This is a genomic window from Streptomyces triticirhizae, assembly GCF_003696235.1.
GTDB lineage: Bacteria > Actinomycetota > Actinomycetes > Streptomycetales > Streptomycetaceae > Streptomyces > Streptomyces triticirhizae.
This window is the reverse complement of the sequence record NZ_RFFJ01000224.1, coordinates 1-9,033: the sequence shown is the minus strand read 5'-3', so window position 1 is coordinate 9,033 and position 9,033 is coordinate 1. Positions and strand designations below refer to the sequence as shown.

At 72.7% G+C, this 9,033-nt stretch carries 9 protein-coding genes and 1 pseudogene; 3 read left to right on the top strand and 7 right to left on the bottom strand.

Annotated features, from left to right (window positions below):
- Together EBN88_RS26130 and mshD are read right to left on the bottom strand one after the other, a co-directional pair.
- On the bottom strand, positions 1 to 394 hold a 394-nt coding region (locus EBN88_RS26130; RefSeq protein WP_147472851.1), incomplete at its 3' end, for a helix-turn-helix domain-containing protein.
- A 159-nt stretch (positions 395 to 553) separates the two neighbouring features.
- The gene (gene mshD / locus EBN88_RS26125) at positions 554 to 1,450 is read right to left on the bottom strand and encodes a mycothiol synthase (protein WP_122399516.1); all 897 of its coding nucleotides are present in this window, start codon (positions 1,448 to 1,450) and stop codon (positions 554 to 556) included.
- A gap of 147 nt (positions 1,451 to 1,597) precedes the next feature.
- Between mshD and EBN88_RS26120 the strand changes: the two genes are divergently transcribed.
- A complete protein-coding gene (locus EBN88_RS26120) occupies positions 1,598 to 3,400 on the top strand; it encodes a bifunctional metallophosphatase/5'-nucleotidase (protein WP_122399515.1) in 1,803 nt (600 codons plus the stop codon).
- A 75-nt stretch (positions 3,401 to 3,475) separates the two neighbouring features.
- Here EBN88_RS26120 and EBN88_RS30845 read toward each other — a convergent pair whose 3' ends face one another.
- From EBN88_RS30845 to EBN88_RS32475, 4 genes are all read right to left on the bottom strand, one after another.
- Positions 3,476 to 3,649, bottom strand: coding sequence for a hypothetical protein (locus EBN88_RS30845; protein WP_158621535.1), 174 nt, complete (start codon positions 3,647 to 3,649; stop codon positions 3,476 to 3,478).
- 330 nt (positions 3,650 to 3,979) lie between these two features.
- Positions 3,980 to 5,167, bottom strand: a complete 1,188-nt coding sequence (locus EBN88_RS26115) for an aminoglycoside phosphotransferase family protein (RefSeq protein ID WP_122399514.1) — start codon at positions 5,165 to 5,167, stop codon at positions 3,980 to 3,982.
- A gap of 74 nt (positions 5,168 to 5,241) precedes the next feature.
- Entirely contained in the window at positions 5,242 to 5,949 is a 708-nt protein-coding gene (locus EBN88_RS26110) for an HAD family hydrolase (protein ID WP_122399513.1), read from the bottom strand.
- Positions 5,950 to 6,816 (bottom strand): winged helix-turn-helix domain-containing protein, encoded by an 867-nt coding sequence (locus tag EBN88_RS32475; RefSeq protein ID WP_226961577.1) that lies wholly within the window; start codon positions 6,814 to 6,816, stop codon positions 5,950 to 5,952.
- A gap of 163 nt (positions 6,817 to 6,979) precedes the next feature.
- On the opposite strand from EBN88_RS32475, the gene EBN88_RS26100 reads away from it, so the two are divergent.
- Positions 6,980 to 7,165 (top strand): hypothetical protein, encoded by a 186-nt coding sequence (locus EBN88_RS26100; RefSeq protein ID WP_097233202.1) that lies wholly within the window; start codon positions 6,980 to 6,982, stop codon positions 7,163 to 7,165.
- Positions 7,166 to 7,267: 102 nt separating this feature from the next.
- Here EBN88_RS26100 and EBN88_RS26095 read toward each other — a convergent pair whose 3' ends face one another.
- On the bottom strand, positions 7,268 to 8,530 hold the full coding sequence (locus EBN88_RS26095; RefSeq protein ID WP_122399511.1) for a GNAT family N-acetyltransferase: 1,263 nt from the start codon (positions 8,528 to 8,530) through the stop codon (positions 7,268 to 7,270).
- 294 nt (positions 8,531 to 8,824) lie between these two features.
- On the opposite strand from EBN88_RS26095, the pseudogene EBN88_RS26090 reads away from it, so the two are divergent.
- A pseudogene (locus EBN88_RS26090) lies at positions 8,825 to 9,033 on the top strand (serine hydrolase); the annotation flags it as partial.

Here is a 9,033-nt window from a genome sequence, read left to right as displayed (position 1 = left end):
CGGGCGGGGCGCCCGGGCCGGGGCCTGGCGCGGCCACGCCGCCGAACGCGCCCCGCTCGCGCGGCCCGGGCAGCCCGGAACGGGGGCTCGCTTCGTTGGGCGTGCGCCCGGCGTCCACGGCGGCGCGCCCGTTGTGCGCGGTTGAGGTCATGCCGCCATTCTCCCGCCATCCGGGCGAACGGGACACGACGCCCGGGTTACCCGAGGAGGACGAACCCGCGCCGCCGCCCAGCTCCTCGCGGTAGTGGTCGGCCCACCGCTTGACGGTGCGGGGCGAGACGCCGTACTCGGCCGCCGCCCGGCGCATGGACCAGCCGTTCCGCACCACGGCGCGCGCCAGGCGCCGCCGGTCCGCCTCCGAGAGGTACCCCTCTCGCCTGCCACCACCACTCATGTTCGGACAGTACCCCGCTGACCGGGAGCCCCCCACCCGCCAGCGGAAACGGAACACGTGGTCCGCCGCACACCGCCGCCCCGCGCGGGGGCGCGCGCCGGCGCGTGCAGGGCCCCCGCGCGCCAGCGGCGCCGACGGCGCGGTCAGGCCCCGGCGCCGTCAGGTCTCGGTGCGGTACATCAGGTCCGTCTCGTGGGTGCGGAAGCCCAGCGACTCGTAGACCCGCACGGCCGCCACGTTGTCCGCGTCCACATAGAGCATCGCGGTCGGCAGCCCCCGTTCCCCCGCCAGATGGCGCAGCCCGACGGTGGTCAACGCCCGCCCCAGCCCGAGCCCCTGGGCCTCGGGCGCCACGCCCAGCACATAGACCTCGCCCAGCCCCTCGGCCGCGTGGACCTTGGTCCAGTGGAAGCCGAGCAGCGCGCCGTCCCGTTCCGCGAGGAAGAAGCCGGCCGGGTCGAACCAGTCCTCGGCCTTGCGCGCGTCCAGGTCCCGCTGGGTGAGCGAGCCCTGCTCGGGATGGTGGGCGAACGCCGCCGCGTTGACCGCCAGCCAGGCCGCGTCGTCCGCGCCCGGCTCGAAGGTGCGCACCGTGACGCCCGCCGGCAGCGCGGGGTCCGGCAGGTTGAGGCCGGTCAACGGGCGCCGCAGCTGGCGCAGTTCCCGGAACTCGGTGAGCCCGAGCCGGCGCGCGAGCCGGCGCGCCGGCGGATGCGCGCCGTGCGCCCAGAGGCGCAGCCGGTGGCCCGACTCGTTCAGCAGGGCCTGCCCCAGCACCATGCCCAGCCGGCGGCCCCGGTGCCCCGGGTCAACGACCAGCTCGCTGGACGGCGGCTCCACCGAGTCCGTGCCGTCCAACTGAGCGTAGCCGAGCAGCTGTTCGCCGTCCCTCAGCAGCAGGTGGCGCACCCCGTCGCGGGGGCCGCCGCGCAGCAGCAGCCGCCCCTGCTCGGAGACCGCCGGCTGCCCGTCCCGTTGGGCGGCGGCCTCGATCAGCCGTTCCACCTCGGCCAGTTCGTCCCCGGACACCTCATCCAGCACCACGACTTCGGTCATGCCAGCGACTCTATGCTCCTGGCGCCCCCGGACGCGGCTTTCCTTTCACTTGCTTGTTACACGCACACCCCTGACTCGCTACGCGCGTAACAGCTAGGGTGCGGCTGACTCCCGCCCCCACCACTCGCCGAGAGGGACGCCCCACCCATGCACAGACGTCACAGGTACCAACTGGCCGCGAGCGCACTGGCGGTGGCGGCCGCCGGGGCGCTGGCGCTCGCGCCCCCGGCCGCGCAGGCCGCCTCCGAGGAGCACGGCGGCCACGGGGGCCACGGGGGTCATGGCGGTGGGCGCACCGTCGACCTCCAGGTGCTCGCCATCAACGACCTGCACGGCGCGTTGGAGCCGCCCACCGGATCGAACGGCGAGCTGACGCACGAACACGAGGACGGCACGACCGAGACCATCGAGGCCGGCGGCGTCGAGTACCTGGCCGGCGCGCTCGCCGAGGCGCGCGAGGGCGAACGGCGTTCCGTCACCGTCGCGGCCGGCGACCTGGTGGGCGCGACCCCGCTGCTGTCCGGCCTCTTCCACGACGAGCCCACCATCGAGGCGCTCAACGAGCTGGGCATGGACGTCGCCGGCGTCGGCAACCACGAGTTCGACGAGGGCTACGCCGAGTTGATCCGCCTCCAGGAGGGCGGCTGCCACCCGGTGGACGGCTGCTACGCCGAGGACCGCGAGTTCGCCGGCTCCGACTTCCCGTACCTGGCGGCCAACGTCGTGGACGAGGACACCGGCATCCCCATCCTGGCGCCCTACTCGGTGCAGAACCTGGGCGGCGTCAGGGTCGGGTTCATCGGCGTCACCCTGGAGGGCACGGCGGACATCGTCACCCAGGAGGGCATCGCGGGCCTGGAGTTCCGCGACGAGGTGGAGACGATCAACCACTACACCCAGGTACTCAAGCGCAAGGGCGTCAACGCGGTGATCGCCCTCGTCCACGAGGGCGGCTACCCGGCGTCCGAGGCGTACAACCACGACTGCGACGCCGACGGCGGCGGGCTCTCCGGCCCGATCGTGGAGATCGCGCGGCAGACGGACGCCGGGGTGGACGCGCTGGTCACCGGCCACACCCACCAGCCCTACGTCTGCACGATCCCCGACCCCGAGGGCCAGGACCGGCTGGTGACCTCGGCCGCCTCCAACGGCCGGCTCTTCACCGAGCTGTCGATGTCCTACGACCGCCGCGCCAACGACATCGTGCGCACCTCGGTCACCGGCAGCAACGTGGTGGTCGACCGCGAACGGGAGCCGGTCACCGAGCTGACCGAACTGCTCGACTTCTGGCGTGAGTTGGCCGACCCGGTCGCCAACGCCCCCATCGGCTATATCTCCGCCGACATCCCGGGCCGGGGCGCCGGCACGCCCGAGTTCCCCGCAGGCGACCTGATCGCCGACGCGCAGCTGGCGCACGCCCGTTCCCTGGACGAGTCCACGGACCTGGCCCTGATGAACCCCGGCGGGGTCCGCGCCGACCTCACCTATGCCGCCTCCGGCGAGGAGGGCGACGGCGTGGTCACCTATGGCGAGGGCTTCACGGTCCAGCCGTTCTCCAACACCGTCAACCTGCTGGACCTCACCGGCGAGCAGCTGTTGGCCGTGCTGGTGGAGCAGGTCACCGGGGAGAACGAGGAGGTGCCGAAGATCCTCCAGCCGTCCGAGGGCTTCGCGTACACCCTCGACCTGACGGCCTCGGGCGCCGACCGGATCGTCGCCGACTCGGTGACCGTCAACGGCGAGCCGCTCGACCCGGCGGCGACCTACCGCGTCGCGGTCAACTCCTTCCTGGCCGGCGGCGGCGACGGCTTCGCGACCCTCGCGGAGGGCACGAACCCGCTGGTCGGCGAGGACGACATGGCGGCCCTGGCCGACTACCTGACCGCGAACTCCTCGGCGGAAGCGCCTCTTGACCCGCCGCCGGCCGACCGCATCACGGTCGTGGAGTAACGCCGCACCGACACCGACACAGCATCGCGCCCCCCGTCCTGCCGGGCGGGGGGCGCGGGGCTGATCGCCGCAGGGTCAGGCGGGGCGGAGCCCGTTCTGGCCGGCGGCGTTGACGAAACTGGCCCAACTGCCCGGCGCCACCAACAGCGCCACGCCGCCGCGCGGCAGGGCCGATGCGACCAGCGCGTTGAACGCCGCGTGAACCTGGCGACTTCGTGCGGGCTGTCGGAGACCGAGGAGGCTCCCCACACGTTGTCCACCTGGACCGTGGTCGGCAGTGTGTCACCCAGGTCCGGGATGCTGAAGTTGTGCACGTGGATATCCCCGCACGGCCTGCGGAAGCACCCGCCTCACCGCCCACGTCGATCAGTACCTCCCCTACGGCCACCGCGCCACCGACTGGTTCCTCGCCTCCCAGTTGGTCGTCGAACTCAAGCGCTGCACCGTCGCCGGCCTCGAAGCCGAGTTCACCGCGCTGAACCGCGGCCAAGCCGCAGGACACCGACTCATCCAACCGCCCCGCCCCGTCACCCGTCCGCCGCCCGCGTTTGGCGGGCGGGTTTCCGGTGAACGCGGTGGTCATCCGCTGCCGGACCGTTCCCGCCGCGCAGCGGCCCCCCGGCCAGCCCGCCTCGTGGTCCCCGGCGCCGGCGGAGGGACCGGCCGAACGGCTGGCCCCACGACGGGAGTTGACCCCGAGCCGTTGAACGATGGCGCCGCAGGCGCCGGCACCGCGCCAGCGTGGAACGCCGCGTAGACGCCCTCCACGACGCTGGGGCTGGGCGCACGGCCCAGCCCCAGCGGTCGTTCCGCCCGTTTCAGCGCCCGCGACACCATCTGTCCCGCCGTCGTGAGCCGCTCGCCGAGCTGCCCGACGGGCGCCTCGCGCACCGCGATCGCCTGCCGGATCACATCGGTGAACACCGACTGCACCCGCTTGTACGCGAGATAGCGGGGCAGGTCGCGGGGCAGCCCCTCGGCGGCGCCGGGGAGCCGTTCCTCGACGGCGCCGGCCCAGCGCACCACCATGGCCTGCTCCTGCCGTTCGGGGTAGTTCATCAGGTGGAGATGGGTCGCCAGGTCGTAGAGCGGATCGCCGATCATGGCCAACTCCCAGTCGATCGTCCAGAGTTGGCCGTCGGACTCGGCGACGATGAGGTTGTCCCGGTGCAGGTCGCCATGGAGCAGGCAGAACGGGCGGTTGGTCATTCGCGCCGCCTCGCGCACCAGCGGACCGGTCACGCTGAGTACGTCCGGGTCGATTCCGAGGGTCTGAAACAGGCCGCCCAGAGCGGCCCGATGGCGTGCGTAGACACGCCGACGAGTGAAGCGCACGAGCCCCCGGGCGAACTCCCGGCTGGTGCGCGGGCGGCCCGGGACCGGGCAGCTGTGGACCAGGGCCAGCGCGGCCGGGGGTATCGCGGCCAGCTCGCCGAACAGCCGCGCGAGCTGGTCGAGTTCGGTGCCCGACAGCGGCGTGCCGGGCGGGCGGAGCGCGGAGAGCGGCTCGCCCTCGATAAAGCCGTGCACCCTGGTGCCGTCGGGGCCCAGGCGGTAGACGGGCGCGATGCGCTCCATGCCCAGCAGGGCCAGTTCGATCAGCACGTCCTCCTCGTCGAGGAAGCAGCGCGGGTCGAACCGCGTCACGCCGGGACGGCTGCGCCCGGCCTTGATCCGTCCGGAGATGGGGAGGTGGTCCTCGGCGGGGAGCACCTGCCAGTCGCGGTGGTGACCGCGCAGGAGGTGTTCGGACAGCGGTTGGCTCATGATGGTGGCTTTCCGGCAGTGGATTCGTTACGGGTAGCGATACGGTACGCCGGGACGAGTCCACTGTTGATGGCTCAAAAGGGTGCATCTTCATGGCCATCGCGATGACCGAGGGCGGCCAGTACCCACTGGAGGGAGCGCACCACGCACTCCGCGCCGGCCGCGCGCAACGCGTGCTCTCCGGCGTCGTCGAGCGCGTAGCCGAGGAACGGGACGCCGGCCGCCGTGGCGGCGGCGTGGTCGGCGAGGCTGTCGCCGATCATCAGCGAACGGGCCGGGTCGGCCCCGGTGCCGGCCAACGCCCGCAGCACCGAGTCCGGGTGCGGCTTGAGGAGGGCGAGGTCGGCGGTCCTGCCGTAGACGCGGCCGGCGACATAGCCGGCCAGCCGCTGCCGTTCCAGATAACGGGCGGCGGCGAGCGGGGAGTTGTTGGTGGCGATGGCGACCCGGCGGCCCTGGCCGGCGAGCGCCGCGATCAGCGCGCCGGCGTACGGGGTGGGGCGGGCCGAGCCGGCGGCGCTGACCTCCTCGGCCGTGAGCGCCGCCTCAAGGCGGCTGAGGACGCCGGGCTCCGGCCGGCGCCGCGCTATCTCCCGCAGCACCCGGTGCGGGTCCGTTGACGTCCGCAGCTCGGCGGTCAGCAGCGCGGAGACCGCCAACTCCTCGGTCAGCGACCGGAGTCTGACGGCCACCGACTCGGCGGAGCGCACCGCGAAGAGCTGGCAGACGGGACCGTCGAAGTCGAAGAGAACACAGTGTGCGTTACTTACGAGTCCCCTCATCTAACCGAGTGTGAGCGGTTGTGCCAGCGTTGACCAGAGGGACGTGAACCACTGGTGGGACTCTTCAACAAAGGCGGTGTCCTCGGTGGAGCGGAAGACCTTCGAGTTGAGCCCGAGCACGTCGTAGATCTCCAACTGCTCCTGTTCGTACTCGACGACCCGGGACACCACCTGGTAGTAGGCCGTCAGCACCTCGGTGCCGTTGAGGAGGTAGACCTTCTGCACGGGGGTGATCGGCACCTCCCGGATCTCCACCGTGACCTGGGGCACCAGCCGCATCTCGGCGAGCGAGGTCAGCTGGTGGCGCAGCGAGGTGGAGAAGGTCTGGGTCAGCTGGCGCAGCCGCGCGCGGGGGCGCTGGTCGTCGGGGTCGGCGATCAGCCTCGGGTAGGCGGGCGGGGCGTCGGGGCTCGGCAGCAGCACCCGCACCGTGATCGAACGGGGCGTCAACTCGCCCGCCGAGATGGCGATCATGGGCGCGGCGAGAGCGGAGTTGAGCGTTTCGGTGGTGAGGCAGAACGCGTCGATCGAGATGTCCTTCGACTGGAAGGCCACCGCGATCCGGTCCGCCACCTCGACGCCGGCCGGCCGGGGGCTGTCCTGCCCCGGCAGCGCCACCACGGCCGGCGCTCCCCGGCCCCGCGCGGCGATGTAGCCCTCCCGCTCCAGCGCGGACAGGGCCGCCCTGACCGTGGTCCGGTTGACCCGGAACTCCTCGACCAGGGCCCGTTGCGTGGGCAGCTTGGCGCGCGGTGGCAGCTCCCCCGAGCGTATGCGGTCGCGCAGCACACCGGCGATGTGGTCGGGAGAGAGCGGATCGCCGAACGGATCGGGAAGCTCGCTCTCCGGGACGATCTCCTGACTCACGCCGTCACCATACAACTTTCGGCCAGATACGGAAGGTTGATATGAGGACGTTTCCAAGAGGAAGCCAACTGGGGAAAACATTCATATAGTTGGCGAACAACTTGGCCAACTTCTCGGAGTTTCCGAGAGTTCACTAGAAGTTGACGTGATGTGAGGAGGGGTCATGCTCGTTTCCACCATCATCGTGGCTGCCTTCGGCATCGCGACGGAGCAAGCGGTGGAGGTCCAGTACGGACTGCCGGGTTTGATCGGACTGTTGATACTGCGCACGGGCCTGCGGAAGCGGAACTTCACCTGTGCGTGTGTGGGAACCACTGTGCTGGTCACGCTGGCGGTGGGCTCCCTGTAGTGGGAGCCCACCGACCGGTGCGGGGGGTTCGGCGAAACGAAGCGGCGTGCGACGTCCAGATCCCGGGCCCGGCCGGAGAGCGGCCGGAACCCGGGGGCGGGATCAGAAGATGTCAGGGCACCAGGGGCGACGGCCCGTGTGGAGGAGCAGATCCGCACGGGCCGTCGCTCCGTTCGTCTCCTCCGACAGCAGCCCGCCGGCCAGCAGCCGCGCCGCCGAGTCGTCGCCCAGGTAGAGCCGGCCCAACGCGCCCACGTCCAGCGTGAGTTCGGCGCTCCTGGTGGTCGGCGCGCAGCTCGCGCCGTCCGTCCCGGCCGTCAACAGGAAGCGCCCGTTGGCCAGCCCCATCGGGTCACGCACCTCCAACACCAGCTCCCCCTCGGCGGCATAGCTCCGCGCCGCCAGCATCGCCGGCACGTCCAGCGGCCGCAGCCACAGGAAGTCGGCGACCTCCGCCACCGTGGCCGCCCTGGCGTCCGGCAGCATCAGCGGCAACGTCGAGTCCGGCCGCGCCCGGCCGGTGTCCACCACGCTCACCCAGTCCAGGGAGAACAGCAGCCGCCACAGGGCCCGTTCGACCGCGTCGTCCTCCGCGTAGAACGTGCGCACCCGCGCCGTCGCGTCGGGCATCCCCCGGTCCCAGTCCTTCTCCACGGCGAAGCCGGCCAGGCCCCTGACCACGCCCGCGCCGTCCCGGTACACCGCCCACAGCGGCCGCGTGCCCTCCGACGCGACGGGCACCCGGCCCGTGACCCGGTCCCAGTGGAAGTCGTCCCGGCTCACCGCGCCGGCCGTCACCGCGCGGAACCGACGGTGCAGCCCCGGCAGCACCTCCCTGGCCTCGGCGTCCTCCACCAGCGCCAACGTGCCGTCCACCTCCGCCGGCGACCAGCGCTCGTCCAGGCCGGCCCGCCGGGTGTTCACCCGCCAGTTGACGAACGAGGTGGCCGGGCCGAAGCCGTAGCGGCCGTAGATCCGGTACTCGGCCGCGATCAACGAGGCCAGCGCGTCGCCCCGTTCCCTCGCCTCCCGCAGCTCGCGCTCCATCAGCCGGCTGAGCAGCCCGCGCCGCCGGTGGGTGACCGTGACCGTCACCCCCGAGACCCCGGCGGCCACCAGCTGCGCGCCGCCGACCGTGGTCAGCCGCTGCGGCAGGCTGTTGAACGTCGCCACGCAGCGTTCCCTGTCGCCGTCCTTCTCGAAGAAGCCACGGGCCCGGCTCAACTCCTGGCGGGCGTACCGAGCATCCAGCTCCTCCCGGGACAGATCGGCTCCCCGGTCCAGGAACCCCGCGACCACCGCCCGCACCCACGCGTCGGTGGCCTCCCGGTCCCCGCTGACGCCGCGCATCTCCAGCTCACCCATGCCCGCGACCCTAGACAACGCTTTCGCGCCGGGGCCAACGGGTTAATCTCGGCCGGATCGACCGCCGGACCAACGGCCGGCAGGGGCCGGCGATGGCCGGCGACGGCCGGCCGGGCAGGCCCGGGAGCGCCGCAGGGGTGGTGCTGGGTCCCCCTCGCATCGGGGGCCCACGACCCCCGGGCGGCCGGGGGAACGCCGGATGGGCCGAGGCCCGGCCCGTTGATGGGATGGTTCCCGACCGCGTGCGCGACAACGCACGACCCGGCGCACCAGACCACGGAGAAGGGACTTCCCATGCGGCTTCCCGGACGGCGCCGACGCGCCCAACTCGCCCTGACCGGCCTGACCTTGGCGCTCCTCGCCACCTCGGCCGGGCCGGCAGCGACGGCGACGGCCGCCGGGCCGGCGCCGCCCGACCCGCTCCAGGAACAGGTGGACGCGATCCACGCCACCGGCGTCGTCGGCGTCGCCGCCGAGACGGCCGCGCCCGGCGCCCGCGCCAC